Source organism: Balneola sp., from assembly GCA_002694685.1.
Taxonomy (GTDB): Bacteria; Bacteroidota; Rhodothermia; order Balneolales; family Balneolaceae; genus Gracilimonas.
In genome coordinates, this window is record NZMW01000010.1 from 370,848 (window position 1) to 395,283 (window position 24,436).

Below are 24,436 nucleotides of genomic sequence, written 5' to 3' on the forward strand. Positions count from 1 at the left end.
ATTCACTTTTATAGCTTGTTCAAGAGGTCATCTCATTACATACATATTTTGCTTTCTCGCGTCACTCGAAATGACAGAGTATTGATCATTGGAATTTGAAGCTCGGACTTTAAATACCTACTCCCTCGTCAACTCCTCAAAATGCTCTTCCAGTTTATCCGGAGTTTGTGTGATTTTACTGACTCCCCATGTTGCCAGCCAGCTTAGGGTGAAGGCAGGGATCAATTCGTAAAGATTGTTTTTTAGGACGGGCACAAAATACCAGATCATCGTTACGATAGTACCTGTGAGGAGCCCGGCAATAACTCCTGCCTTTGTCGTCTTCTTCCAATAAAGAGCCAAAATAGAAGTCGGTCCGATAGAAGCACCCAATCCCGCCCATGCAAAAAGCACAAGCCAGAAAACAATATTCTGAGCCACCAACCCAAAAATCAAAGAAATGATGACCAGCAGAACGACTACAATTCGGCTATAAAGAACCAGCGTTTTCTGTGGGATTTCCTCGTCTTTTTTGATGAGCTTATCATAAATATCCCGAACTACGCTGGAGGCGGCTACTAATAACTGGGAATCAGCGGTCGACATGATTGCCGCAAAGATAGAGGCGATCACGATTCCAAATAATACAGGGTGAAGTTGATTCTGGGCTAATAACGGATAGAGGTTTTCAGTATCAGAACCGGGCAGCATATCGACTTCGGGAAAATAGGCACGGCCAACTAATCCAATTAAAATGGCACCGCCAGCCATCATTACATTCCAAACGGTGCCAACAACGGCAGCATATTTGAGCTGCTTGGGATCATCAATCGACATATACCGGGATAAAATATGAGGGTTACCAGGCGAACCAAGTCCAATTCCGATAAACCCTATAAATGCACCGAAGCCTAAAGCAGTGGGATCTACAAAGCCGATATCCTGCATTCGAAGTTCGCCCATCACAATACTCCATCCGCCCATATCGTAAATGGCGATGATGGGAAGAAAGACAAGAGCAATGATCATAAAGAATGCCTGGATTGTATCTGTCAGACTCACTGCCAGAAATCCTCCCAAAACCGTATAGAGCAAAATGATGGCAGCTGTGATCATCACCCCGGTGTTTTGGGCAAGCCCAAAGCTGGAAGCAAAAGCCTTTCCGCCTGCCACAAATTGAGATGAGACATAGCTCACCATAAACACCAGAAAAATAACAACGAGTATGATGCGAAGGCTGCCGTTTTTATCATCAAAGCGTTCAGCGAAAAAATCAGGGACCGTGATGCAATCGTAGCGTTCTGAAAAAGTTCGGAGTCGTTTGGCGTAATACATAAACAGAAACCATTCCACGACAATATATCCTACCGCAGCCCATAGTGCAGAAGCACCTTGAGCATAAGCCATGCCCGTAACTCCCAAAAGAAGCCAGGCACTACGCCCTGAGACCACTGCAGATAAGGCAACAACCAGCCGATTCATTTTGCGCCCACCGATAAAAAACTCGGCTATACCTTCTGAAGAAAACCGAGCTGAATAAATTCCAATCCCAAAAAGAATGACCAGATAACCAACAAAGGCTGCCAGAACGTATCCACTTCCATCTTGTATAGTAATTGTATTCAGTTCATCCATGAAATGAAGTTAGTGCTTTGAATTGAAATTACCAGAGATGAAAAAATGAAGGGGAATAATAATTGGGAGAAGAGGATTCTATCGAGGTGTTTGAAGGGCATAAAAATAGCCCGCCGATAAGTTCGTGGGCTTGTTTTTTGAATAACTATCTCCAATATACGGCGGAAGTGGAGCCTCGACCAAACTTAATTTCTATTATATAACTAATGTAAGGTAATAGAAAATAAAAACAGAGTAATTGGTATTAATCACTGTTTTTAACTCATTCATAAACTTATGTTCAGACTCTAAACCTTAGCCAAAGTGAAGATTTTTGGTATGCTTTTGTGCTTGTTCATTTTTTGTCGGGTGATTCCTTCCCGGAAATTTATTGAATAAAAAAAGGCGAACCCTAAGGATTCGCCTTTTGTAGTAAAACAAGTTGAGCAGATATCAGGGGAAGATTCCCATTTGCTCGTACATAATGCCAATCTTGTTAATAGCATTGATGAAGGCCGCGGTACGAAGATCGTCCAGATCGTGTTCTTTACGAATTTCAGATATCTGCTGGTAAGCAGTAATCATGGTTTCTTCGAGACCGGAATCAACCAGGTCATATTCTTCTGCTCCATGGGCAAGATTATCGATCTCATCATCAGTGAACTTTCGATCAGAAATGTTTTCAATGACACCAAGAATTTTCTTCATGCTGTTCTCATCAAATCGTTTGCTCATTCGGCCATATCTTACGTGCTGAATGTTTTTTAACCATTCGAAGTAGGAAACAACAACACCACCAGCATTTAGGTAGGTGTCAGGTAGTATTAGCGCCCCTCTTTCTTTCATAATATCGTGGGCATCAGCAGTCGTAGGACCGTTAGCGGCCTCTGCTATTATTTTAGCCTTCACATCTGCAGCATTATCACCGGTAATCTGACTTTCGAGGGCTGCCGGGATAAGTATATCACACTCCGAGGTAAGTGCATTATCTCGGTCTTTTAATTCTTTGGTGTTTCCAAAACCAATAATGGAGCCCGTTTCCTTCCGGTATTCCATGAGTTTTTCAAGGTCGATGCCATTTTCATCATAGATAGAACCTTCAATTTCAGCAATCCCTACGAGCTTAGCACCAGCTTCTGTCATATACTTCGAGGCATGATATCCTACATTACCCAGTCCCTGCACAACAAAAGTCTTTCCTTCCACACCGGGTTCAAGCCCGATTTTCTTCATGTCTTGTTCGTTATTGCAAGCTTCACGAATTCCGAAATAAACTCCTCGTCCTGTAGCCTCTGTACGTCCCCGAATACCGCCTTGTTCAATAGGCTTTCCGGTCACGCAACCTTCGGCATTAAGGTCATCTTTCATCTGGCGATAAGTATCCAGAATCCAACCCATCTCCCGGGCTCCGGTTCCATAATCGGGTGCAGGGACATCAATTCCAGGTCCAATAAATCCTTTTTTGATCAATTCGTAAGTGTACCGACGGGTTATACGCTCCAGCTCACTTTCGGAATATTCGCGAGTACTGATTTTTACCCCGCCTTTTGCTCCACCGAATGGAACATCAACAATGGCACATTTATAAGACATCAATGCCGCTAGCGCCATGGTTTCATCTTCATCTACTTTGTGGCTGAAGCGTATTCCACCTTTGGTAGGGGTTTTGTGATGACTATGCTCCACTCGCCAGCCTTCAATAACTTCAATCGTACCGTCATCTCTGCGAACGGGGAAGGTAACGTGATATACGGTATTACAGATTTTAATCTGAGCTAAAATCCCTTTGTCAAAGCGAGTGTATTTGGCCGCTTTATCAAAGTTTTTATTAACCTGCTCATAAAACTTATATGTAGACATATTCCTTTTTTCTCCAGTCTAATTTGATAGTGACTGATGGTCGCAATTATATCACAGAGAAACAAGGTAAAGCCGGTTTTAATGCGAAACGGGTAAGGCTACGTGAAGGTGGTCAGCGGTACCGACGTGGCGAATGGTTTTAAGCCCCATAAACTCAAGGGAAGTGCGGAGTATAAAATTTCTAAATTCATTTCGGCCAATTGTTCGCAGATCAATGGCGTGTACATAACCGGTTGGTTGGGGAAAGTGAAGGGATCGCTGATTTACCGGAATGCCCATCGCAGCATAATCTTCCGGTTGGCGCTGGATGTCGGTAACTACGAGGTCACTGTCTGCCAGTGTTGTAGTTGCAACGGCGACTCGTAAAATAGGATGCATAGATCGATAGACTTCCCGAATGTCATCACTTTTAGCATTAACAGAAGAGAGGTACATCAACCCATAAAAACAGAAAGCAAGTACCAGTGCACCCACTCCGCCTAAGCTGAATCGCAACAACATTTTCTTATTTGAAACCCTTCGGAAAAGGTAGAATATGTAGAATAGAAGAAATAGTACGGTCGCAAAAATACCACCGCTTAGAGCAAGCCAGCCATTCCAATCGTAGGACAAATTCAAAAATACAGAAGTCCGAATGAGAATAAAGAAAGGCAGAACTGACATTCCGAATACCATTAAGAACCAGAACAGGATTCTAAAGCCAAGTTTCTTTTTGGGGGGCGAGGGTGGAGCAGAAGAGGCATTAGGGAGATTTGAAATCCCGGATTTATCCATATTCAGCAGCCAGTCAATATCTTTTTGAGAGACGTTATCCATAGTTTTTGAACGGATAAAGTAGTACAGTGTTACACGCTACGGTAGGATCGTCGCAGTAAAAAGGGAAAACTTTGAAGCACTACAACCAGAACAATAACAATAGGGATGATTTCGTATGAGTTATGCAAAATTGCCGAACCTAAATTCATTAAGTGATAGGCGAATAAAATTCCCGAGGTGAATAATGTGAAGCCGTAAGTCCATGCTGCACGAGTCCACATAGAAAAGCTGCTAATCAGGGATGTAAACCCTACAGTAAGAGCAGATGCGATAGAAAGAGCAGGTAAATTGTTGGATTGAAATTCAAAAAGGTTTCCCGAAAACTGTCCGCTTTGCAGAGATCCAATCAGCCGGACAAATTGATATAGCCCGATAAGCAGAAAAAATAGTTGAAGGAAAAGGTGAATTCTGCGGTCTTTAACATTCATTAGGGAAAATAGTTAGGGTTTGGAAGGTCTCTCTGTTATACCTAATTCCAAACCCTGAATTTTGTTCCCTTAAAACCGTAAAACCGAGAATAGGATCAGACTTTTTCGGTTTCAGTAAAAATAGGTTCTTCTTGCCGGAATACATTTACCGTAAAGAGGACTCCAATAGCTCCAACGGCCGCATAGAAAGCAGTTCCTGCTAAGCCCACTGTTTGCACAATGAAACTACCGGCTAATGCGCCAAGAACTCCAAAGGCCAAACTTGGCAACATTGTTACTCCTCGCTGTTTAGTAAGAAGCCGACTGAGCCATCCGATTACAAGTCCTATTGTTGCATATGCTAATAAGTACATAAAAGTCATGGTGGCTTTGGTTTTGTTAATATGTATTAAATAAATGAGCTACAGGGGGTTTACGTTCCGATGGCTTTCACAACTATCCCAAAATTAACATAGATTATATCTCTATAATCACCTTAACAACACTGTCTTTAATTATGAAATTACTAAGCTCTTCCATTTTAGCCCTATTGTTGATTGCGGGATGTGCCCCTAGCGAAAAAGAGATTTTTGATAAAGCTATGGATATCCATGAGCGGGTCATCACTCTTGATACGCATGTAGATATCAACGTGAATAACTTCACTGAAGAAACTAATTATACCCAGCGACTAGATACACAAGTTGATCTGGTAAAGATGAATGAAGGTGGGCTGGATGTTGTGTGGCTGGTAGTTTATACCGGACAAGATACCTTAACGGCTGAAGGCTATGCAGATGCTTATGATAATGCGATAAGCAAGTTTGAAGCCATCCACAGGCTAACCGAGGAAATAGCTCCGGATCAAATTGAGCTGGCTACCACCTCAGAGGACGTACGAAGAATTACCGCTGCAGGTAAAAAAGTAGCTATGATTGGTGTTGAAAATGCCTATCCCATCGGAACGGACCTATCCAGGGTTGAAGAATTTTATAATCGCGGTGCACGATATATGTCGCTATCTCATAATGGCCACAGTCAGTTTAGTGATTCCAACACGGGGGAACGTGATGATGTTTGGATGCACGACGGACTCAGTGAAATGGGGCGTGAAGTTGTTGCCGAGATGAACCGGTTGGGAATGATGATTGATATCTCACATCCCTCTAAAAAAGCCAATATGGAAACCATGCGCCTATCAAAAGCACCGGTTGTTGCTTCTCATTCTTCCGCAAGAGCGCTGTATGATCACAGCCGGAATCTGAGCGATGAAGAACTGATGATGGTCAAAGAAAATGGCGGAGTAGTACAGACGGTTGCTTTCAGAGGATATGTAGATGGAGAAAAACACAGTGCCTGGCAGGAAGCTTCGCGCACAGTATTAGAAGAAGAAGCCGAGAAAATTGGATTTGAAATGGTTGGCTGGAGTGATATCCGCGAAATGAATGACGAAGAACGCGATGAATACATGGAAATGTATCGCACGGTTCAAGACAACGCCGAACCAAGAATCGAAAATGAAGTAAATGCTAATACTCCTCCGGTAAGCGTGGCTGATTTTGTAGATCATATTGATTATATGGTCGATTTAATTGGTTTAAAGCACGTTGGAATCAGCTCTGATTTTGATGGTGGTGGTGGAGTTTATAATTGGATGGATGCTTCCGAAACCTTCAACGTGACCCATGAGCTGGTGAAACGAGGATATTCAGAAGAAGAAATCGATATGCTTTGGAGTGGAAATTTACTTCGGGTGTTGGATGAAGTGCAGGCAGTAGCCGACGAGCTGTGACCTATTTGCTACGACGCAGAGCGATCGTAGCAAGTCGACTTTAGTTTGCTTATACCTACTCGTGCCGACGCTCTGCGTCGGCACGTTTTTATATCCAAGAATTTATACTGCTGTAAACTAATTAAAGCCAAATTATCTAATTGCTAAGAAAAATTAGAAAGGGGATATAAATTTTAAACCGGCGCCTAATCTTTTTAACTTTAGGTCTAATTTTAATAAATCAAAGAAAGAGTGATTGCAGAAGCAGACGTTTCAACCGACGTCAAGATTTTAAAAGCCGATTTAAACAATACCAAGCACGCCTCAGATATAGTCAAGATTGTTGATCTTTTTGCACGCGATCCTATGGGGCAGGATCAGGCACTGGACGAGGAAGTCCGCGTGGATATGATTGCCGAAATGAAGAAAGTACCCACTACCATGACTTACATCGCTTATGCCGATGAAAAAGCGTTGGGCATTGTAACCTGCTTTGTAGGATTTTCTACCTTCACCGCAAGTAAAGTATTTAAGATTCACGATGTAGCGGTTCATCCCGATGCACGGGGAATGGGAATCGGTACCATGATGCTGGAAACCATCGAAGAAGAGGCCAAAGAAATGGGCTGCTCTAAAGTTACGCTGGAAGTTCGGGAAGACAACCCGGCGCGTCGCCTGTACGAAAAGCAGGACTTCGAATATGGAGATCCCAAATGGTACTTCATGACGAAAGATCTCACGTAAGTGAAAAACGAATATTGAACATTCAACACTGAATGTTGAAGTGAAGCCTCTTCTTAGCGGAAGGGGCTTTTTTTATGAATGTGAGTTTGGTTTAAAAGGTGAAGGTCAAGCCAGGGAACATCGTCTGACCGCTTGGGAAAAGAGTGGAAAAGTGCTGGAATTTTCAACGGTCCGACGATTGGAAAGTATCTGAGTTGGAGAAAGCTATCCAGCTTTAAAAAAATTCATCAGACGAACTGGAGTCGTCGGATGAACTCTGGTTTTCGTCTGCACCCTAAAAAAAGATTTTTTATTTAATTCTCTTCTTGAATCAGCTCTCCATCTTCAATACGGGTCTGTCTTTTTATATTCCCGTCTTCATCATAACTAACCCAAATAGATTGCTGGCCGGATGAATCTCTGCCACTTTCGATTTCCATCATCAGGTTTCCATTTGGGTACCAAGCTTTTTGATAGGTCCATCTATTTCCATCTTTGATCTCAGTATATCCATATGATGTAAGCTGACCGTCGGGTGAGTAATTTCTGGTACTGTTCTCTGTATATTCAATTCGTTGAATCAGTTCATCATTACTGTCATAGCTGGTTTGGGTTACATACCTGCCATCCTCATATTCGTATAATTGGTATGCAACACGATTGCTTTCGATCATTTTTTTATTCAGGTACACTGTTTTTGTAATAATACCATCTTTGATATGGTCTTCCCAGCCAGGGTTTTTGGGACTTCGGCTATAAAATGTACGTTTGCCGGTAAAGATTTCACCTTCTTCATTGTGCAATATCGGGTCAAAGGGGTAGTAGGGAGGATAGGTAGCCTTCTCTTCTTTGATATATAATATAGGTTCCGACTTATAATAGCCTCCAATAAAACTGCTTCGGAGTTCAATTGGTGTCAGCCCATTTTCTGCATTTTGATCCGTACAGAACATCAAGGATAAACAGATGACTACAGGTGCTAGAAAAATCTTGATGGAGTTTGACCGGAATTGGGAGATATTCTTGCCCATCATCCTAAACCGCTTTTTGGTCAATGAGAAATCGATATGGCTGGTAAACTGTTTCATAGTCGGTTATTTGATCTTTTCTACAAGTTCACCATCTTCATAGCGCTCCTGCTCAATAATAGCCCCATTCTCATCATACACGGTGGCTAAACCTTGCCTGCCTCCGCCCGGAATCTTCATCTGAAACTCCCAAGCCAGCTGTCCATTAGGGTGCCATGCTTTGTTGATTATTAGCGAGTCCGTATTAATTTTTTTCATACTAAGGGTCAGACTATCAGAAAGCCTGTCGTTGTAAAATGTAGAGACAGTATTTCCATCTTCATCCAGAGACGGAATAACTACGGATTTGTATTGATAAGCTCCTGTGCTGTCATACATATGAAACTCAGTCTGAGTTATTTTTCCATTAACAACTGTTTCCTTTTGGATCATAGATTCTGTATCGACACTGTATGTATTTCTTTCTCCGGTATATGGCTTGCCATTTGGCCCGATCAGTACACCGGAATGCTCATCTAGTGGGTGATATAAACCAGAGGGTCCATCGTATTCCAACTCAACATCCTGATAGGTTGTGGGAGGCATGGAGTCCCATATTTCCTGCATACTTATGGTTTTAGGGTACTCATCTGTTTGGGCTGAAAAAACAATAATGAGAGCTACAGATAGTGGAAGGACAAAAAGCCAAACAGCCCCAACTTTCACCTTTGAAATCTTTTTGCCCATCATTTTGATACGCTTTTTGGTCAATGAAAAGTTAATGCTGCTGGTGTTATTTAATGAGGTATTTCCGGCACTTACCCGAATTAGCATTTCCTGATAGTTGCTAACGGATGAACCGCTGCGGACTACAGCATCATCAGCCAGAAACTCATGGTTTAACTGAATGGCATGCTTGTAGAGATACATTAGCGGATTGAACCAAAAGATGACTTTCAGGAATTCGATAAACAATACATCAAATGAATGGAGCTGGCGGACATGTATGAATTCGTGATCCAGAATCTCAGGTTCTATTTTTTCTGATTCAAATCTTTGTTTTTCAAGAAATATGTAATCCAGAAAAGATTGTGGTACGATCGGCTCATCCAGCAAAACCAGCGTTGCATGATCTGTTTTTGTGTGATTTCCGTTTTTGATTTTATTCCTGATTTCAAATAATCCAACGGCAAACCGAATCAAAAGAAAAAGAGTGACCAATCCGTAGATTCCCAGTAGAACATCTAAAAAGCCTAACGGCCGGGATGCTTTTTCAGGAGTCGTTGGGGTGATGCCGGGGTTGGCAGAAGTTTCTTTTCGGGGCACAATCAGGGGTTCAACAGAATTGCTTACGGCTTCTGCCGGGGCATTTACGATTCGCTCCATCTGTTGCAATTCGATTCCAGCAATAGACTGTTCAGGAGAAACTTCAAAAGAAATGAGGGGTGCGGTGAGGCCGAATACCAATGCGAAGAGTAAAAAGAACCGATTGAAACGATGCATCTTTTCATTTTCAAGCAAGAGCTTGTAAACACCGAGCAGCAGTCCAAGCAACAAAGTAGATTTTATTAGGTAGATGATCATTGGTTTCTACTCTCTATTTCTTTTTCAACGATGCTTTTCAACTCCTCTAACTCTGCCTCAGATAAATTGGTCTCAGAGGTAAAAAAGGAAGCAAACTGAGAGGCTGAATCATCAAAAAACTTCCTGATTAATCCATTTACATGCTTCGAGAAATAGTCTGTTTTATTCACCAGCGGGTAATACTGACGGGACCGTCCCATTTGTTCATAGCCTATGAAATCCTTGTCGGCCATTCTCTTCAATAATGTTGCGACAGTTGTGGAAGCCGGTTTAGGTTCCGGATACATCTCCAGCAGATCTTTCATGAAAGCCTTTTCCAGCTTCCATAAGTACTGCATCAGCTCTTCTTCTGTTTGTGTTAAACTCATTGGCCTTCTACAAAGTTAGAATTGTTTCTACAAATGTAGAATAAAATATTTAAAAATCAAAGTTCAGGTTAAAAATCTGATACTGCATCTATAAATGAGTGGTCATCTTCTGGCGAATGCAACTGATCTGTTTGTTTAAGAACAAAAACGACTATATATGTTATGGTGAAATTTCGGGTAGTAGAAACAGATAGTTAAATGATTTGAAAATTTCAGAAATATAAAGGACTCTAAGATTGCCAATAATAATTGAAAGAGGGAGTAACCATGAAAAGAATGACAATCGCAGTACTACTTGCAGTTTTATTTATATTTATTTCACCCACAGCTACACAAAGCAACGACCGACTCAAAGCCTGTATTGGAGTTAGCTGTGGTACGCTGGGTAACGAAATTTGTAGCATCACATGGTATCCAAATGCTGATGGCACGGTATCGTGGTATTGGTGTGTGATGATAACAGTTAGAGGAGATCGAATTCCTGATATTTCAAAAGCTTAGATCTTGAAGGCACTGACCACAATAATAATTCTCTTTGGGAGTCTGATAAGCCTTGCTTCCTGTTCAGAAAGCACGGAAGGTGTTGTTGTAGAATGGCGAGGAGAGGAATATATATTCCCTTATAAGTACAGACTTGAAGCTCAGCAAAACACAGAGCGAAGCTTCATTGATGTTGAGTTGCAAAAAAGGATGCAGATAAGTGGTCTTGACTCTTCTTCTCCATTTACCCCTTCATGGCTTGACTTGGATAGCACTTCGTTTTATTTCCTGGATGGAATGAGTGGTTCAATCATGCAGTATGATTATGACGGAAACTACATGAAAAGAATAAGTTCAGGACTCGGAAGAGGGCCCGGCGAGTTTGAATATCCCTTTGATCTTTGCCATGATGCAGTGGGGAACTTTTATCAGGTTGACTTGGGAGTCCGGTCATTAGTGAGCCTTGATTCTAAAGGGAAGTTCAGGTGGCAAAAGTTCTTCAAAGAAAATAGCCCGGGCAATATAGCTTGTTCCAATTCAGGAGTTATAGTAAGTGTTGCAGGACCGGAGATGGGTCATATTTTTGAGTCTTATAGCGTACAAGGTGAACGTGAAGAGGCATTTACTCATATTGTAAATAATGACGAACACAAGCTGGCTAAGAATGTTGGGGTTTTTGGGATGCCATTAGTTGGGAGCATGGAAGTATGGGACAATGAATTCATTTTTATTCCAAAGTATATCCCTCAAATAATAAGATACGGTCCAGAAGGAGAGATAAAGCAGGCTATTCGCACAATGGACAAAAGCTCAGCGCCAAAAATTATTTTTGGAGACGATGATTTGTATGGTTTGCCGGGGAATTTTCCAGTCGGATTTGAGGGAACTGATATAAACCTTGGGTCTGCTCTGATGGGCGATGAAATAGTGATCTGGAGTCAGTTGGGGAATGAGCAATATGACTACCACCTATTTGACGTATACACAGCCAATACTGGAAGATATCAATACTCCATGATATTAGATTTGGGAGATATTAGCGGGTTTAAAATTCATAATGAAAACCTCGTTACCTATAATACAGCGACCTATGAGATTATAGGATACCAAATGAATATCCCGAGGGACTGATTTTTAATTGCTCAAGGATATATAATGAAACAGGCATTTATTATAAAAAAGCCTTTTGCGTCAGAAATGTGATTTCAAATTTATTATCATTCCGCTCCAACAATAAAAAACAGTCCTTTATCCATGAAGAAGTATTTTGTACTTGCGGTAGGTGTCTTGCTTGTTGCGGCTTGCTCCCCCGAGAAACAAGGCCCGCCATTTGATGTTGAGTTTGCACTGGAAGCTAATGAGGGTAGGGTGCCTCCGATTTTAGCTCTTACCATGGGCGGGAATTATGTTTTTGATCCTGAATATCCGGGCGAACCAAGTGTTGTGCCTGATGGTCTGGTGGAAGGAGAAATTATTTACGGGATTATTGATACCTATCAATATGTAAGTCAGGGTGTGGCTGCAGGCTTTATCGATTCCGCTATTTATAAAAGAAACAGCATGTTCATTAATGAGGGGACGATTACGGATGAATGGGTAGATGTGATTGTCACCGTAGCCGTTGGCGAAGATGCAGAGGGAAATATGGTAGTATTTACCGAGGGTGAAAATGGTTCTTTTGACTTGGATAATCCGGTCACCTTTAAACCTGCTACGGTAGAGTTTCAGGATAATGTATTTGAGGTGATGGAGGCCATTATTCCGGCCGGATTTGAATTCTACAACGGAAAAGATATAGAGCGTTTTGAAGAGAATGCCAGCTTGATGTATTTGACCGACATGGGCTTTGAAAGTCTTCAGATGTATTATCAAAAATTACGCTTCGGCACCTGGGAAGTAAACGGACAAACTTTCGATGTTGCTCTGGTCAAAGAAAGCGCTCCACCCTACCGAAAAGAGCCCTATACCTATTTCTATGTGGATATGAATGGTGATGGAGTATTCGATATCATGGAAGATGGCGTTGAGGCTTATCCGGTCACAGAGCCGTTTAATATTGCCGGTGAGAGCTGGGAGATTACGGGAATGGCAATGGATGGGAGTCAGATTAAGATTGAAAAATCAGAAGTGGATGTAAATCCAAAAGTAGGGCTTCGGCCGGGGACAGAAGCCCCGTTATTTGAAGCAGAAACATTATCCGGCGAAATGATTTCTATATCTGAGCTGAAGGGAAAATATGTAATGCTGGATTTTTGGGGAACCTGGTGTGGCCCGTGTATAGAAGCATTGCCTAAGATTAAAGAAGCATATGATAGATATGGAGGTGAGCAGTTTGAAATAGTAGGAATTGCAAATGAATTGAGCCTGGAGAAGTTTCAGCAATTTGTGGAAAGGGAAGAAATCAACTGGCCCCAGATTGCAGAGATTTATGAAGAAAATGACCGGATTCAGGAAATGTATTCCGTAAACTCGTTCCCTACGTACTACCTGATAAACCCTGATGGTGAAATTGTGGAATATGGACTCGCCCTTTCTGACCAAAATCTGATGGAAACACTGGCTAAATATCTGGACTAATCTTCAAAAACACTGATTACAACTTTACCGCTGTGAAGCCCTTCCCCAAAGTATTGAATGGCCGTTGGTGTTTCTTCCAAAGGATAAGGTCCATCAATAATACATTTGAGCTTATTATCTGAATAAAGCTCATTTATATAGTCCATACCTTTGTTGGGTTCCAAAGGTAAAAGCTTCAAATTTTTTCCGGTGAGTTTTGAAAGTATCGGTCCAAAGGACACAATTTTGAGAAGCTTAGAGAGCTTGCCGCCAACCGTAACGTATGTTCCGTTCGGGGACAGAGATGGGAGATAAGAACGTGGGGATCGATTTGTTTTAGCGTCCAGAATAAGATCATACTCCTGACCGTTTTTTATGAAGTCTTCCTTCTTATAATCAATGATGTGATCAAAACCGAGTGATTTCATCATCTGTAACTTTTCTCCGGTATCAACGCCGGTAACTTCGGCGTCATATAGTTTGGCAAGCTGAAGGCCAAAAGTCCCCACTCCACCACCGCCGCCGTTAATTAATATGAGTTGGCCATTTTTGATTCCGCCTTTATCCTTTAGACCCTGCAAAGCAAGAATGCTGGCATGAGGGATTGAAGCAGCTTCTGTAAAACTCATTTTAGCGGGCATCAGGGTTAAAGCTGCTTCATTTACAGTCATATATTCAGCAAAGCTTCCAAACCCAAACTCAGAAGTATCCCCATACACTCTGTCGCCTGTTTTAAAAGAGGATACTTTTGTGCCAACCTCTTCTACAACACCGGCAACCTCCATTCCGGGAATCTTGGATTTGGGTTTGAGGACACCGAACAAAAGTCGATAAAGATAGGGTCTGCCTCTTACTGAACCCCAATCATAATCGTTAACGGCAGTTGCATATATCTTGACGAGGACTTCATTTTCAGAAGGCGATGGCTTTTCAACATCACCATAGATAAGGTCTTTCGGATCCCCATATTTTTCACAAATGATAGCTTTCATCAAAACGTGTATTGACTTAATTATTTGTTGGTCAATACTGCCCGACCAAAATAAAGTTGCTATCTAAATAGCTAAAAATCTTTAGTCAGTTTCTTCAATCTTGCGGGCTTCTTCAGCAAGCTCAAGAACCACCTTGGTGTACATGGTACTTGGGTTGTAACGCATAACTGCTTTCTCCATGCTTCCGGTAATTTTATAAAAGTGAGCCAGATAATTAGCCACGGAAGCAATGTTGTTGGGCATGAAATAAAGATCTTTGCCTACAAACCACCGGTTTAAGGAATAGGGAATGAACTGTGCATAGGACATCGCCCCGGCATAGCTTGATTCCATAGCCATGATATCCAGATCGTTTTTCTTAGCAAAAATCAGAAGTTCTTCCAGCTGAGCTTTAGACCAGTCGCTTCGATACCCTTCCGCATACATAGAAACATAAGCGTTAAAAGGGTTATAGCTTCCTTTATATCGTCCAAACTCTGACTCGATTCCGATTATCCCGGCTATCACGTGTTTTGGGATTCCGTACTTTTCTTCAGCAAAATCTAACTCAGGAGCATACTTAACGAGGAATTCTTCCATCTTCTCTATTTTCCGGTCGTACCTGATAACCCCTTGATAGTCCTCAAAACTTTCAATTTTGATTTCTACGGCACGGGTAAATTTCCCTGTTATATTCTCAATCAGCTTGAATCGGGAATCTTTGAGTATATCATTAAAAGCATAGCCTTTTGCTTCAAAATACTCAGCCAGTTCATCAATGTTGGCTTTCATTTTTTCGGGATCTGTACTGTCAGCTCCGATTACAGCCGGCATCAGCAAAAGTAGAAACAGGGATGTGATAATAGTCTTTTTCATAATCATAGCGGTTAATTCGCCTCTCTGTTAGGAGTATAACAAATTCAGCGGGTATTTCAGTATTAAAGATTGTTGAGTTTTTGAAGTTATCTTTGGGTGATATATATTGAATTTCAATTAACTAATTAGTTATGAGAGATCAATTAATAAAAGAATTAAAAGAGTTAACACCTGAAGACAAGCTTGTTGCTACTGAAATCCTTTGGGATAGCCTGAAGGAAGAGGATGTTCCTTTATCTGAAACGCAACTCAATATTATAAGGGAGAGAGAAGAACAGTATAAGTTAGGTAATCAAAAGCTATTTACCTGGGATGAAGTAAAGAAAAGTGCCGGTAAAGAATGAAACTGATTCTTTTTACAGGTGCAGCAAGGGAGGATTATCAGGAGGCAAAAAAATGGTATTCTGAAATTGACCAGCATCTTGGTGAGCATTTTGAGTCATCAATAGATCATGCTTTACGAAGAGTTTTAGAGAATCCAGTGCAATTTCCAATAGTATCAGGGGATACAAGAAAAGCTCTTGTTCGGAGGTTCCCATTTAGTGTTTTCTATATAATAGATGAATTTAATATTGTAATTACTGCCATTCTCCACCATAGAAGAAATCCAAAACACCAGAATCGATAAGCTAAACTTCAAGATTCCTCCCTCAATACTCGATGTTCAATACAAAAAACCTTACCTTTGAATGCTATTAAATCAGTGCGTCAGGCCGAACGTGGTTCGGTTTAATCTCGTTTGAAGTTTGGTAATTCCTGAAATTGTTCAGGACCTGCAACAGAGAGGGCGTATAACTTCAAAATCATTATCAGAAAGTACCATGGCAAAAGAATTTGATGTATGTGTAATCGGGTCAGGCCCCGGCGGATATGTAGCCGCCATTCGCGCTTCTCAGCTTGGCTTTAAGACAGCAATTATAGAAAAAAGACATCTCGGTGGAGTTTGTCTGAACATTGGCTGTATCCCAACCAAAGCCTTATTGCGTTCAGCTGAAGTATTTGAGTCGATTGAGCACGCCGGAGATTATGGAATTAACGTGAAGGACTATTCTGCTGATTTTGGCGGAATGGTGAAGCGCAGCCGTGGTGTCGCAAACAAGATGAGCAAAGGCGTTCAATTCCTCATGAAAGCGAATAAAATTGAAGTGTTCATGGGAACAGGTGTTTTCAAATCTAAGTCTGAAGTTGCCGTAAATGACGACAAAGGCAAAGAGCAGGAAAGCATCAAAGCGAAGAACTTTATTATAGCAACCGGTGCTCGCCCGCGTCAGCTTCCAAGCCTGGAAATTGATGGCGAGATGATTATCGATTCCGAAAAAGCCATGCAGCTCGAAAAGCAGCCTAAGAAAATGGTGATAGTTGGAGCCGGCGCTATTGGCGTTGAGTTTGCTTATTTCTACAACACCATCGGAACCGAAGTAACGCTTGTTGAACTTCAGAAAAACCTGGTTCCTGTAGAAGATGCTGATGTTGGAAAAGAACTCGGCAAGATTTACAAGAAAAAAGGCATTAACGTCATGACCGAAAGCACGGTCGAAAACGTGAAGAAGAAAGGAAAAGGCGTTGAAGTAACCGTAAAAACCAAGAAAGGCGAAGAGAAGATCGAAGCTGACGTTGTTCTTTCTGCGGTTGGTGTTACTGGAAACGTTGAAAACCTTGGTCTTGATAAAGCCGGTGTTAAAACCGAAAAAGGATCTATCGTAGTTGATAAGAAATCATACAAAACTGATACCGACGGAATTTATGCAATCGGTGATGTGATTGGCGCTCCTTGGTTGGCTCATAAAGCTTCTCATGAAGCAACCGTTTGTATTGAGCAACTAGCAGGCGAAAATCCACATCCGATTAACTACAACAACATTCCGGGCTGTACCTATTGTGAGCCTCAAGTTGCTTCAGTTGGTTTAACTGAACAACAAGCAAAAGACGAAGGCTATGACATCAAAGTGGGTAAATTCCCGCTTTCAGCTTCAGGAAAAGCAACTGCTTTAGGCCATGAAGAAGGCTTTGTGAAAGTAGTGTTTGATGCTAAGTACGGCGAATGGTTAGGTTGCCATATGATTGGATTCGGCGTGACGGAAATGATTGCAGAAGCTGTAGTAGCTCGCGATCTCGAAACGACCGGACATGAAATTATAAGTGCGGTTCACCCTCACCCAACATTGTCAGAAGCAGTGATGGAAGCAGCGGCAGAAGCGTATAACGAAGGGGTTCATTTAGGAACACCTGTTAAGAAAAAATAGATGTACATCAGTTGTCATGCTGAACTCGTTTCAGCATCTTAAGATCCTGAACTAAATTCAGGATGACGACAAAAGAATCTGGCTCCTTCGGGAGCCATTTTTTTCTCTGTGATTGATAATTCTTTTCGTAGGGGCAATTCATGAATTGCCCCTACGAAAAGACGTTGGTTATAGACTTATATGTAACAACATGTCACACAAAAAAGCTGTTGAATTATACGATTTGGGTTCAGCCTCGTATCAGCCGATATGGGATTTACAGCATGCCGTGCAGCAGCGCATCATAGACGAAAAACGTACCGAGCAAAAAGGAGAGTTTGAGGGAAGTCGATTAGATGATATCCTGCTTTTTGTAGAGCACCCTCATGTTTACACGTTGGGTAAAAGTGGAAAAGAGGAACATCTGCTTCGTTCATTAAACGAACTCGATCAGCTTGATGCTGAATTTGTTAAAATTGACAGAGGTGGTGATATCACGTACCACGGACCGGGACAAATCGTTGGCTATCCCATTTTAGATTTAGACCGCCATTTCACCGACGTGCACAAATATCTGCGGTATCTGGAAGAAGTGATGATTCGGGTTTGTGCCGACTACGGATTTGAGGCAGGTAGAATTGAAGGCGCTACCGGAGTGTGGGTCGATGAAGCCAAAATATGTGCCATGGGAATACGCTGTTCACGCTGGGTAACCATGCACGGTTTTGCGCTCAACGTAAATACCGACCTAAGATATTTTAACAACATTGTTCCGTGTGGAATTAATGATAAATCCGTAACCAGTTTGCAAAAGCTGACGGGTAAAGAGGTAGACGCTCAGGAGGTGAAGGATAGGATTGTTTTTCATTTCGAAAATGTTTTCGATGTATCCATTTCTCCAAAGGGTTCCATGCAGGAAGTGGAGCATAATATTTTGTAACTTTAGCAGCATTGTTATTACAATGCATCTTGATTAATTATTTAGAGAAGCACCATGATTAAAGAACTTCAGGTAGTAGATAAACCATCCGAAAATCGCCGGCCAGATTGGCTGCGTGTTAAGCTTCCATCAGGGGAGAAATTTAAAGAGGTTTCAAAAACCATTCGGGAGAATAACCTGAATACAGTTTGTTCGGAAGCCCGTTGTCCAAACATGGGGGAATGCTGGGGAGCCGGCACGGCCACGTTCATGATTTTAGGAGATGTTTGTACTCGTTCGTGTGCTTTCTGTGCTATTAAAACAGGCCGCCCACCACAAGACTTAGATTGGGATGAGCCCAAACGAGTTGCTGATGCTGCTGCCAAGATGGGATTGAAGCACGTAGTTTTAACCTCTGTAAACCGAGATGAACGTAAAGACGGCGGTGCACCAATTTTTGCAGAGTGCCATAAAGAAATTAGGAAAGCGATACCCGGTGTAACAATTGAGTCTCTCATTCCCGATTTTCGTGGAGAATGGGACAATGCGTTACAAATCGTTTTTGATACTCCACCAGATGTGCTAAGCCACAACCTTGAAACGGTGCCAAGTAAATACCGGAGAGTTCGCCCACAAGCTCGCTACGAGCGCTCTTTAGAACTCCTTCAACGCACAAAAAATGCTGGCTTAAGAACCAAGACCGGTATCATGGTAGGATTAGGAGAAGAACGCGAAGAAGTTATTGAATTAATGCAGGATTGCGTAGAGCACGGTGTGGACGTTTTGACTATTGGTCAGTACATGCAGCCTACAAAAATGCACCACCCGGTCTTAGACTGGGTACATCCCGATCAATTTGCTGAATACAAAGAGATTGGCGAAAAATTAGGAATTGAGCACGTGGAAAGTGGTCCGCTTGTTCGTTCTTCGTACCACGCTGAGCGACACGTCTAGATTTTTTTCCTGTTTCTGTTGTAGTAACTTGGAGCAAATAAAAAGCATATGGTTTCACTTCTGATAGTTTTACTGATCAGTTACTTGTTGGGGTCTATCCCGTCATCCCTTTGGGTTGGTCAGATTTTCCATAAGATGGATATCCGCAATTTTGGAAGTGGAAATCTGGGCTCAACCAATGCTTTTAGAAATTTGGGGTGGAAATCCGGTGCCAGTGTTTTAGTGCTGGACTTCATGAAAGGCTTCGTTTCTTCCTATTGGGTAGCCATGTATGCTTTTGAGATTGGAAGTGGCCCAATTGCTCCTCCTGGATGGGAAGCTGACGCTTTTCTTAAAATTACCTGCGGCCTTTTTGCGGTAGTCGGCCATATGTTTCCTGTATTTGCAAACTTTAAAGGCGGAAAAGGTGCAGCTACAGCATGCGGAATGTTATACGGAATTGAGCCCATCTCAATAGGTATTTCTTCGGTTGTCTTTATCACAATAACATTAACAACGCGGTATGTTTCCTTGGCTTCCATTGTTGCAAGCTTCATATACCCAATTAGTTTGCTGATTATGCGTTATGGCTTTGGGTATTTTGTTGATGGAAGCATAATCATCTTCGCGATATTTATAGCAGCAGGTATTATCTATAAGCACAAATCAAATATCAGGCGCTTGCTTGATGGGAATGAGAGCAAAGTGGATATCTACGGCAAAAAGGACAAAAAAGAAGAAACCGCAGATTTAGCAGAGGCAGAAGCATGAGCAATAGAAATGTAACCGTTGTTGGTGCCGGAAGTTTTGGTACAGCGTTGGCAATGGTTTTGGATACAGCCGGAAATAATGTTCAAATTTGGGCTCGTGAAGAAAAAATAGCGAATCAGATCAACGAAAAGCATAGCAATCCGTCTTACCTGAAGGACGTAAAGCTCCCGGATTCCATTAAGGCCTACAATGATTTGGAGCAATGCCTCAGGTCACAAGAGATGGTTATTTTTGCGACCCCTTCTCATACACTCAGAGAAGTAGCAGAAAAACTTAAGCCTTGTCTGGATGGCCATGAAATTCTGGTTACGGTGGCGAAAGGAATCGAAAATGATACTTTCAAAACGATGTCTCAGGTGTTGGTAGAAGTGATGGAGGGGACTACGCTTGAAGATAATATTGGGGTGCTTTACGGTCCAAGCCATGCTGAAGAAGTGGGTAAACTAAAGCCAACAACGGTTGTTGCCGCTGCGTATTCGACCCGAACGGCGAGAATCATTCAGGAAACTTTTTTGACTCCTATGTTCCGGGTATACATCAACAACGATGTGATAGGTGTCGAGATCGGAGGGTCGGTTAAAAATATTATGGCGATTGCCGCCGGTATTATTGATGGAGCAGAACTTGGGGATAATGCTAAGGCAGCTTTGATAACCAGAGGATTGCATGAGATGAAACGGATGGGTGTTCTGATGGGGGCTCACTCCGATACCTTTTCCGGACTGACCGGAATGGGAGATTTGATTGTTACTTGTACCAGTACACATAGCCGGAACCGTTCGGTCGGATTTCGCATTGGTAAAGGGGAAAAGCTGGACGATGTTATCGAAAGTATGAACATGGTTGCAGAAGGCGTGAAGACAGCAAAGTCGGTACGGGATTGGGCGGTTAAGAATAACGTTGAAATGCCCATCACTCACGCAATCTACAGTGTACTATTTGAAAATGTTGATCCGCGCGATGCGTTATATGAATTGATGACCCGCGACCCTAAAGATGAAATCGTGATGTAGCTGATTTCATTAAGAGTTCAACCCAAAATCATCTACAATTATGAAAGACGAACTCGAATTTTATTTACAATTTACCGACACTGTTAAAGTATCAAAGCTTACCCCAAGTGATTTAAAAGGACTTATCCAGACCGGAGAGAGTAGTTTTCTGGAGTTTAAGCACAGTGTGGCTTCCCCCGAAAAAATAGCTAAAGAAATGGCCGCTTTTGCCAACACAAAAGGCGGAACCATTCTAATTGGTGTAGAAGATAATGGGGAAATGATTGGGGTTGAAGGATATCATGAAGAAGAATTTTGGCTGAACCAGGCCGCTTCTGAAGAATGTATTCCTGCAGTGCCTATAGAAATTGAATTATTGAATTTGGGTGAGCGGGATGTGCTGATTGTGAAAGTACCGGAGTCGGAAGAAAAACCGGTGTATGTGAAGGGAAAGAAAATGCGTCAGGTATATATACGTGTTGACGATGAAAGTGTAGTAGCCAGCGACGAGTATATTGAAGTATTAAAGCAAAATTACTCAGATGAAGGCGTCACTTTTGAGTATGGAGAAAGAGAGCAACAACTATTCCGCTTTTTGAATGAATATGGAGACATTACGGTTGAAAGATTCTCATTGCTGATAAGTGTAACAACCTATCGTGCGGCAAAAATTTTGGTGAATTTAGTGAGTGCGGGTGTTCTTGACTTGTTTGAAAAAGAAGGCGTAACTCATTACACATTTTCCAATAAAAGTTCGTAATTTTGACTCGTTCTAAATAAAGGGAGCGACATGAGTGTTCAAGAAGACAATTTAGATGATGTTATTTCCTCATTAATTGATGTAGATGAGGAAGAAGAGGGAACTACACCCCAGCCAATCACTGAGAAAGACTATGAAAAACAGGAGCTGACAGGTGAGCCTGTATTGCTTACCGAACGCGCAGCTCGACAGGTAGAGAAGATTAAACAGCAGGAAAACATGGATGATAATCTCTATCTCCGTGTGGCTGTTGATGGCGGTGGTTGCTCTGGGCTGAGCTACAAATTAGGCCTTGACTATCGCACTGATGAAGATAAGATATACGAAAGCTATGGTGTTGAAATTATCGTAGCTCCAAAACATCTGATGTATTTAGAAGGGATGGAAATTGATTACCCAGATGGATTGGATGCTCGTGGCTTTACCTTCGAAAATCCGAACGCAGTAGAGAATTGTGGCTGCGGAACTTCCTTCGCCATTTAATTAACATCAGTATCGGGAGATGAAGACATCCCCAACTGCTCTTTCACTCTTTTAATCCCTTCCGTTGCCTTTAGCTTCCAATCGTCCGTAACATATCTGCGAACCATTAATACAGAACAAGGTGCGCGGTCAGCTATGATGTCCGGAATGGTTCCGAAGAGTACATTGCGAATGCCCCATTCGTGGGAGGCTCCAATGATGATGAGGTCATCTTTACGCTTTTCAAGCTCCTCCAGCATACCTCCAGTCACATCAGTTGATTCTTTAATAGTAATTTCTACATTCTTGAACCCTTCCAGCAGCGGTTCAACTCGCTCCTGAAGCTCTTCCTCTTCCTCTGATAAATCAGTGCCGGGTTTCACTAACCGAAGAACACGGAGTTTAGCATCCAGTGCCTGTGCAATCCTGATTCCAATTTCCATCCCAAGCTGGGCATGAAGTCCGCCACCCCACGGCACTACAATCGAATCAATGTCTTTTAATTCGCGGTCTTTAAGTACTGCAAGATCGGCTTTCAGGTTTTTAATAATAGGCTGAATAGGAGTGTTATAAATCCGCCCAAGGCTGAAACCTCCCTGCCAACCCATTACCAACATATCAGCTTCTCGGCCTTCAGTTTCAGAAATCAATCCTTTAAAAATATCGTGAGATGCGGCAGTAGCTGTCTCAAATGAAGTAGATGAAAGAGCTTCTTTATTCGGAACATCAAGGTTTTCGATTCTGGATTCTTCAATGATATCTTTTATGCTTTCACGAACAGGTTCCTGCTCATGAAGTTTTCTTTCGATGGTAGAAATAGGAGTTTGGTAAGGGACTTTCACCATATTCAATCCCGTTACATTTCCACCCTCTTCTTTGCCGGTAGCTATAAGTTGCGAAACCCTTAAAAGTGCTTGCTCATGAACGGGGTTTGCCAAAGCAGCAATTACCTTTCTTCCTTTATTGATATCCAGTGCCCGGACAGCTGGGAACCACTCTTCGTCTTCTGAAAGATGTTTTTCAGGCGCTTCTATAAACACTTTTATTCCGTGCTCTTTCCAATTTTGTTTGAACTGAGGAACGGCATGTTCAAATTCAACCCGAGATTTGCCCCAGGCGAGATACCAAAGCAGACTTCCAATAATCAGCACAACAACAGCAATTTGTGCAAATGTACCGGAGTAAATGATAATTGATAAACAACCGATGGCAGCTATAATTTGAAGCCAAGGCGAACCGGGTGTACGATAGGTAGGTTTATACCAATCAGGCTTAGAAACCCTCAATACAATACAGCCAATATTCAGTGCGGCATAACTATATAACTGTAAAACACTGGCAATTTTGGCAAGATTTTCAAGACTATCCAGCAGTAAAAATAAGAGTGCTAAAACTCCGGTTAGCACAATAGCGCGGTAAGGAGTTAGAAGTTTGTCGTGAATGGCGCTGAGCCAGTTTGGAACCATTCGGTCACGAGCCATGGCCAGGTTTATGCGAGACGAAGCCATGATGCTGGCGTTGGCTGAAGAAAGAGTTGCCAATAACCCAGCAACAATGATGGCAACAGCTCCGGGGTTCCCTAAAATTTTACGTGCAGCTGTTGTAAGCGGATCTTTAACATCAGCAATAGTGGATTGCTCGAACATCCCACCGATAACGAGTACAATCACGATATACAATACCGTTACTAAAGCAACCGAGCCAATCAAAGCCCGTGGAAGGTTCTTGGATGGATCTTTAATCTCTTCGGCTACGGCGGCTATTTTCACAAAACCGAGGAATGAAACAAATACCAAAGCGGTGGTTGCAGAGATGGAGTCAAAGCCAAAAGGCATAAACGGGTCATAGTAGTCCGATTCAATATAGAATACGCCCATAAAGCTGAACGTACCTAAGATCACAAAAAGGATGAGAACGACGACGACTTGAGTTCGGCCGGATTCTTTTGCCCCGACAACATTCAAAATAGTTAATAGAACTCCACCGATAACAGCTCCCCAAAAGACCGTTAGCGGCAAGAACTGAGACATGTATTCGCCCAACCCATAAAGATAAAAAGCGATAGCAAAGGTGAGACTCAGCCAGATTCCAACTCCGGAAATGGCTCCAAACGCAGGCCCAAGTGATCGTGATACGAAGAAGTAATCCCCACCTGATTTAGGCATTCCGGTTGCGAGCTCGGCTGCACTGGATGCTGTAATCATACAAACTACACCGGCTAACAAATAAGCAAAAATAGCTGCCGGACCTGACATTTCGAGTGCAATTCCTGCTAAAAGAAAAATCCCGGCGCCAATCATAGTTCCTGCGCCAATAGTTAGCGCATCCCAAAAACCAAGCTCGCGTTTTAAATCTGCCATAAAGA

The 24,436-nt window shown here is 42.2% G+C and carries 25 protein-coding genes; 14 read left to right on the plus strand and 11 right to left on the minus strand.

Annotation, left to right across the window (positions count from 1 at the left end):
* Positions 1 to 117: 117 nt before the first annotated feature.
* From CL667_11300 to CL667_11320, 5 genes are all read right to left on the minus strand, one after another.
* A complete protein-coding gene (locus CL667_11300; GenBank protein ID MAL18288.1) occupies positions 118 to 1,614 on the minus strand; it encodes a sodium:proline symporter in 1,497 nt (498 codons plus the stop codon).
* 432 nt (positions 1,615 to 2,046) lie between these two features.
* A complete protein-coding gene (locus CL667_11305) occupies positions 2,047 to 3,453 on the minus strand; it encodes a glutamate dehydrogenase (GenBank protein ID MAL18289.1) in 1,407 nt (468 codons plus the stop codon).
* A 78-nt stretch (positions 3,454 to 3,531) separates the two neighbouring features.
* A complete protein-coding gene (locus tag CL667_11310; protein ID MAL18290.1) occupies positions 3,532 to 4,269 on the minus strand; it encodes a hypothetical protein in 738 nt (245 codons plus the stop codon).
* 29 nt (positions 4,270 to 4,298) lie between these two features.
* Complete coding sequence (locus CL667_11315) at positions 4,299 to 4,697, minus strand: hypothetical protein (GenBank protein ID MAL18291.1); 399 nt, start codon at positions 4,695 to 4,697, stop codon at positions 4,299 to 4,301.
* Positions 4,698 to 4,792: 95 nt separating this feature from the next.
* Positions 4,793 to 5,059 carry a hypothetical protein gene (locus tag CL667_11320; GenBank protein ID MAL18292.1) on the minus strand — a complete coding sequence of 89 codons (267 nt, stop codon included), beginning with the start codon at positions 5,057 to 5,059 and terminating at the stop codon, positions 4,793 to 4,795.
* A 134-nt stretch (positions 5,060 to 5,193) separates the two neighbouring features.
* On the opposite strand from CL667_11320, the gene CL667_11325 reads away from it, so the two are divergent.
* Both CL667_11325 and CL667_11330 read left to right on the plus strand, forming a co-directional pair.
* Positions 5,194 to 6,468: a peptidase M19 gene (locus tag CL667_11325; GenBank protein MAL18293.1), complete on the plus strand. Its 1,275-nt coding sequence runs from the start codon at positions 5,194 to 5,196 to the stop codon at positions 6,466 to 6,468.
* A gap of 231 nt (positions 6,469 to 6,699) precedes the next feature.
* On the plus strand, positions 6,700 to 7,191 hold the full coding sequence (locus tag CL667_11330) for a GNAT family N-acetyltransferase (protein ID MAL18294.1): 492 nt from the start codon (positions 6,700 to 6,702) through the stop codon (positions 7,189 to 7,191).
* Positions 7,192 to 7,484: 293 nt separating this feature from the next.
* Here the strand turns inward: CL667_11330 and CL667_11335 are convergent, their stop codons facing one another.
* From CL667_11335 to CL667_11345, 3 genes are read right to left on the minus strand one after another with little or no spacing between them, the layout of a single operon-like run.
* Positions 7,485 to 8,258 (minus strand): hypothetical protein, encoded by a 774-nt coding sequence (locus CL667_11335; GenBank protein MAL18295.1) that lies wholly within the window; start codon positions 8,256 to 8,258, stop codon positions 7,485 to 7,487.
* A 6-nt stretch (positions 8,259 to 8,264) separates the two neighbouring features.
* On the minus strand, positions 8,265 to 9,761 hold the full coding sequence (locus CL667_11340; GenBank protein ID MAL18296.1) for a hypothetical protein: 1,497 nt from the start codon (positions 9,759 to 9,761) through the stop codon (positions 8,265 to 8,267).
* On the minus strand, positions 9,758 to 10,129 hold the full coding sequence (locus CL667_11345) for a penicillinase repressor (GenBank protein MAL18297.1): 372 nt from the start codon (positions 10,127 to 10,129) through the stop codon (positions 9,758 to 9,760). Before CL667_11345 ends, CL667_11340 begins: the two co-directional genes overlap by 4 nt.
* Before the next feature lie 267 nt (positions 10,130 to 10,396).
* On the opposite strand from CL667_11345, the gene CL667_11350 reads away from it, so the two are divergent.
* From CL667_11350 to CL667_11360, 3 genes are all read left to right on the plus strand, one after another.
* Positions 10,397 to 10,630 carry a hypothetical protein gene (locus CL667_11350; GenBank protein ID MAL18298.1) on the plus strand — a complete coding sequence of 78 codons (234 nt, stop codon included), beginning with the start codon at positions 10,397 to 10,399 and terminating at the stop codon, positions 10,628 to 10,630.
* Positions 10,631 to 10,633: 3 nt separating this feature from the next.
* Positions 10,634 to 11,740: a hypothetical protein gene (locus CL667_11355; GenBank protein MAL18299.1), complete on the plus strand. Its 1,107-nt coding sequence runs from the start codon at positions 10,634 to 10,636 to the stop codon at positions 11,738 to 11,740.
* Positions 11,741 to 11,863: 123 nt separating this feature from the next.
* Positions 11,864 to 13,186 carry a hypothetical protein gene (locus tag CL667_11360; GenBank protein MAL18300.1) on the plus strand — a complete coding sequence of 441 codons (1,323 nt, stop codon included), beginning with the start codon at positions 11,864 to 11,866 and terminating at the stop codon, positions 13,184 to 13,186.
* On the opposite strand, the gene CL667_11365 is transcribed toward CL667_11360, so the two are convergent.
* Together CL667_11365 and CL667_11370 are read right to left on the minus strand one after the other, a co-directional pair.
* Positions 13,183 to 14,157: an alcohol dehydrogenase gene (locus tag CL667_11365; protein ID MAL18301.1), complete on the minus strand. Its 975-nt coding sequence runs from the start codon at positions 14,155 to 14,157 to the stop codon at positions 13,183 to 13,185. The two genes, CL667_11360 and CL667_11365, sit on opposite strands and share 4 nt — an antisense overlap.
* A gap of 81 nt (positions 14,158 to 14,238) precedes the next feature.
* Positions 14,239 to 14,928: a hypothetical protein gene (locus tag CL667_11370; protein ID MAL18302.1), complete on the minus strand. Its 690-nt coding sequence runs from the start codon at positions 14,926 to 14,928 to the stop codon at positions 14,239 to 14,241.
* A gap of 215 nt (positions 14,929 to 15,143) precedes the next feature.
* Between CL667_11370 and CL667_11375 the strand changes: the two genes are divergently transcribed.
* The 9 genes from CL667_11375 to CL667_11415 all read left to right on the plus strand — a co-directional run bounded on the left by CL667_11375 (position 15,144) and on the right by CL667_11415 (position 22,092).
* Positions 15,144 to 15,356: a hypothetical protein gene (locus tag CL667_11375; protein MAL18303.1), complete on the plus strand. Its 213-nt coding sequence runs from the start codon at positions 15,144 to 15,146 to the stop codon at positions 15,354 to 15,356.
* Positions 15,353 to 15,640 carry a hypothetical protein gene (locus CL667_11380; GenBank protein MAL18304.1) on the plus strand — a complete coding sequence of 96 codons (288 nt, stop codon included), beginning with the start codon at positions 15,353 to 15,355 and terminating at the stop codon, positions 15,638 to 15,640. Before CL667_11375 ends, CL667_11380 begins: the two co-directional genes overlap by 4 nt.
* A 193-nt stretch (positions 15,641 to 15,833) precedes the next feature.
* Entirely contained in the window at positions 15,834 to 17,255 is a 1,422-nt protein-coding gene (gene lpdA / locus CL667_11385) for a dihydrolipoyl dehydrogenase (GenBank protein MAL18305.1), read from the plus strand.
* A 190-nt stretch (positions 17,256 to 17,445) separates the two neighbouring features.
* Positions 17,446 to 18,174, plus strand: coding sequence for a lipoyl(octanoyl) transferase (locus CL667_11390; GenBank protein ID MAL18306.1), 729 nt, complete (start codon positions 17,446 to 17,448; stop codon positions 18,172 to 18,174).
* Between the two features lie 54 nt (positions 18,175 to 18,228).
* Positions 18,229 to 19,107 (plus strand): lipoyl synthase, encoded by an 879-nt coding sequence (gene lipA, locus CL667_11395; protein ID MAL18307.1) that lies wholly within the window; start codon positions 18,229 to 18,231, stop codon positions 19,105 to 19,107.
* A gap of 48 nt (positions 19,108 to 19,155) precedes the next feature.
* Complete coding sequence (gene plsY, locus CL667_11400) at positions 19,156 to 19,857, plus strand: acyl-phosphate glycerol 3-phosphate acyltransferase (GenBank protein ID MAL18308.1); 702 nt, start codon at positions 19,156 to 19,158, stop codon at positions 19,855 to 19,857.
* Positions 19,854 to 20,870 (plus strand): NAD(P)H-dependent glycerol-3-phosphate dehydrogenase, encoded by a 1,017-nt coding sequence (locus CL667_11405; protein MAL18309.1) that lies wholly within the window; start codon positions 19,854 to 19,856, stop codon positions 20,868 to 20,870. Before plsY ends, CL667_11405 begins: the two co-directional genes overlap by 4 nt.
* Positions 20,871 to 20,910: 40 nt before the next feature.
* Positions 20,911 to 21,609, plus strand: a complete 699-nt coding sequence (locus tag CL667_11410; GenBank protein MAL18310.1) for an ATP-binding protein — start codon at positions 20,911 to 20,913, stop codon at positions 21,607 to 21,609.
* A 30-nt stretch (positions 21,610 to 21,639) separates the two neighbouring features.
* Positions 21,640 to 22,092 carry an iron-sulfur cluster assembly accessory protein gene (locus CL667_11415; protein ID MAL18311.1) on the plus strand — a complete coding sequence of 151 codons (453 nt, stop codon included), beginning with the start codon at positions 21,640 to 21,642 and terminating at the stop codon, positions 22,090 to 22,092.
* Here CL667_11415 and CL667_11420 read toward each other — a convergent pair.
* A complete protein-coding gene (locus CL667_11420) occupies positions 22,089 to 24,431 on the minus strand; it encodes a universal stress protein (protein MAL18312.1) in 2,343 nt (780 codons plus the stop codon). The two genes, CL667_11415 and CL667_11420, sit on opposite strands and share 4 nt — an antisense overlap.
* Positions 24,432 to 24,436 lie beyond the last annotated feature (5 nt).

Coding starts and splice junctions, on each gene's coding strand:
- CL667_11370 (MAL18302.1), bottom strand. CDS start 14,928: ATGAAAGCCAACATTGATGAACTGGCTGAGTATTTTGAAGCAAAAGGC.
- CL667_11390 (MAL18306.1), top strand. CDS start 17,446: ATGTCACACAAAAAAGCTGTTGAATTATACGATTTGGGTTCAGCCTCG.
- CL667_11365 (MAL18301.1), bottom strand. CDS start 14,157: ATGAAAGCTATCATTTGTGAAAAATATGGGGATCCGAAAGACCTTATC.
- CL667_11420 (MAL18312.1), bottom strand. CDS start 24,431: ATGGCAGATTTAAAACGCGAGCTTGGTTTTTGGGATGCGCTAACTATT.
- lipA (MAL18307.1), top strand. CDS start 18,229: ATGATTAAAGAACTTCAGGTAGTAGATAAACCATCCGAAAATCGCCGG.
- CL667_11305 (MAL18289.1), bottom strand. CDS start 3,453: ATGTCTACATATAAGTTTTATGAGCAGGTTAATAAAAACTTTGATAAA.
- plsY (MAL18308.1), top strand. CDS start 19,156: ATGGTTTCACTTCTGATAGTTTTACTGATCAGTTACTTGTTGGGGTCT.
- CL667_11410 (MAL18310.1), top strand. CDS start 20,911: ATGAAAGACGAACTCGAATTTTATTTACAATTTACCGACACTGTTAAA.
- CL667_11315 (MAL18291.1), bottom strand. CDS start 4,697: ATGAATGTTAAAGACCGCAGAATTCACCTTTTCCTTCAACTATTTTTT.
- CL667_11380 (MAL18304.1), top strand. CDS start 15,353: ATGAAACTGATTCTTTTTACAGGTGCAGCAAGGGAGGATTATCAGGAG.
- CL667_11310 (MAL18290.1), bottom strand. CDS start 4,269: ATGGATAACGTCTCTCAAAAAGATATTGACTGGCTGCTGAATATGGAT.
- CL667_11415 (MAL18311.1), top strand. CDS start 21,640: ATGAGTGTTCAAGAAGACAATTTAGATGATGTTATTTCCTCATTAATT.
- CL667_11335 (MAL18295.1), bottom strand. CDS start 8,258: ATGAAACAGTTTACCAGCCATATCGATTTCTCATTGACCAAAAAGCGG.
- CL667_11340 (MAL18296.1), bottom strand. CDS start 9,761: ATGATCATCTACCTAATAAAATCTACTTTGTTGCTTGGACTGCTGCTC.
- CL667_11325 (MAL18293.1), top strand. CDS start 5,194: ATGAAATTACTAAGCTCTTCCATTTTAGCCCTATTGTTGATTGCGGGA.
- CL667_11350 (MAL18298.1), top strand. CDS start 10,397: ATGAAAAGAATGACAATCGCAGTACTACTTGCAGTTTTATTTATATTT.
- CL667_11375 (MAL18303.1), top strand. CDS start 15,144: ATGAGAGATCAATTAATAAAAGAATTAAAAGAGTTAACACCTGAAGAC.
- CL667_11360 (MAL18300.1), top strand. CDS start 11,864: ATGAAGAAGTATTTTGTACTTGCGGTAGGTGTCTTGCTTGTTGCGGCT.
- CL667_11405 (MAL18309.1), top strand. CDS start 19,854: ATGAGCAATAGAAATGTAACCGTTGTTGGTGCCGGAAGTTTTGGTACA.
- CL667_11300 (MAL18288.1), bottom strand. CDS start 1,614: ATGGATGAACTGAATACAATTACTATACAAGATGGAAGTGGATACGTT.
- CL667_11320 (MAL18292.1), bottom strand. CDS start 5,059: ATGACTTTTATGTACTTATTAGCATATGCAACAATAGGACTTGTAATC.
- lpdA (MAL18305.1), top strand. CDS start 15,834: ATGGCAAAAGAATTTGATGTATGTGTAATCGGGTCAGGCCCCGGCGGA.
- CL667_11345 (MAL18297.1), bottom strand. CDS start 10,129: ATGAGTTTAACACAAACAGAAGAAGAGCTGATGCAGTACTTATGGAAG.